The organism is Ruegeria sp. CE12, from assembly GCF_056537525.1.
Map to the genome: position 1 here is coordinate 1 of NZ_JBQFRS010000048.1, position 1,317 is coordinate 1,317.

At 54.7% G+C, this 1,317-nt stretch carries 2 protein-coding genes; one reads left to right on the plus strand and one right to left on the minus strand.

The features are described 5' to 3' along the window. The coding region (locus tag ACR0IO_RS23025) for an argininosuccinate synthase (RefSeq protein WP_480745169.1) at positions 1-841 on the plus strand (841 nt) is incomplete at its 5' end. Here ACR0IO_RS23025 and ACR0IO_RS23030 read toward each other — a convergent pair. Beyond that, positions 838-1,317 (minus strand): NAD-dependent epimerase/dehydratase family protein (locus ACR0IO_RS23030; protein ID WP_480745171.1); only part of this gene is annotated, 480 nt, incomplete at its 5' end. The genes ACR0IO_RS23025 and ACR0IO_RS23030 overlap by 4 nt on opposite strands.

Here is a 1,317-nt window from a genome sequence, read left to right on the forward strand (position 1 = left end):
GCGTTTTGAATTGGCCGCCTACGCGCTTAACCCAGACATCAAAGTCATCGCACCGTGGCGGTTGTGGGATTTGACCAGCCGCACAAAATTGCTGGATTTTGCAGAAAAAAATCAAATTCCTATCGCCAAGGACAAACGCGGCGAAGCCCCATTTTCAGTGGATGCAAACCTGCTGCACACCTCTTCTGAAGGGAAAGTTCTCGAAGACCCCGCACAAGAAGCGCCCGACTACGTCTATCAGCGCAGCGTCCATCCTGAAGACGCGCCTGACACGCCCGAAATGGTGGAAATCACGTTTGAGCGCGGTGATGCAGTTGCAATCAATGGCACCGCAATGAGCCCCGCCACACTCCTGACCAAGCTCAATGAATTGGGCGGCAAGCACGGCATTGGCCGGCTTGATCTGGTTGAAAACCGCTTTGTTGGTATGAAATCGCGCGGCATTTATGAAACACCAGGCGGCACGATTTTGCTTGAGGCCCATCGCGGGATTGAGCAGATCACCTTGGATAGCGGCGCGGGCCATCTGAAAGATTCCATCATGCCGCGCTATGCGGAACTGATCTATAACGGCTTCTGGTTCAGCCCTGAGCGCGAAATGCTTCAAGCGCTGATCGACAAAAGCCAGGAGCATGTATCTGGCACTGTGCGCATCAAACTCTATAAGGGAGCGGCACGCACTGTGGCGCGTTGGTCTGATCACAGCCTATATTCCGAGGCCCATGTGACCTTCGAAGAGGATGCGGGCGCCTATGATCAAAAAGATGCGCAGGGCTTTATCCAGCTGAACGCGCTGCGCTTGAAACTGTTGGCCGCGCGCAATCGCCGCCTAAAAGGTTAATCGTTCCTGCGCTCTTGGGCCTGCATCCAAGCCCAAGAACTAGCGCACATCTCATCTAGCCCGCGCTTTGCTTCAAACCCAAGCAGATCGCGGGCTTTTTCTGTTTTGGCACAATAAATTGGCACATCCCCCTCACGGCGCGCGACAATCTCATAGGGCAACTGGCGGTTCGTAGCGCGCTGATAGGCGGCGATCATTTCCAAGACCGAATACCCCCGCCCCGTCCCAAGATTGACCAAATGCCCGTGCCCCTGCCGCAACTGCGCCAAAGACAGAACATGGCCTTCGGCCAAATCTTCAACATGGATATAATCCCGAACGCCCGTGCCATCGGGCGTGTCATAATCATTTCCAAAAACCGAGATTTTTGCCAATGCGCCAGTGGCCACCTTGGCAATATAAGGCATCAGATTGTTTGGAATATCCGCAGGGTCTTCGCCAATCAGCGCCGAGCCATGCGCACCAGCGGGGTTGAA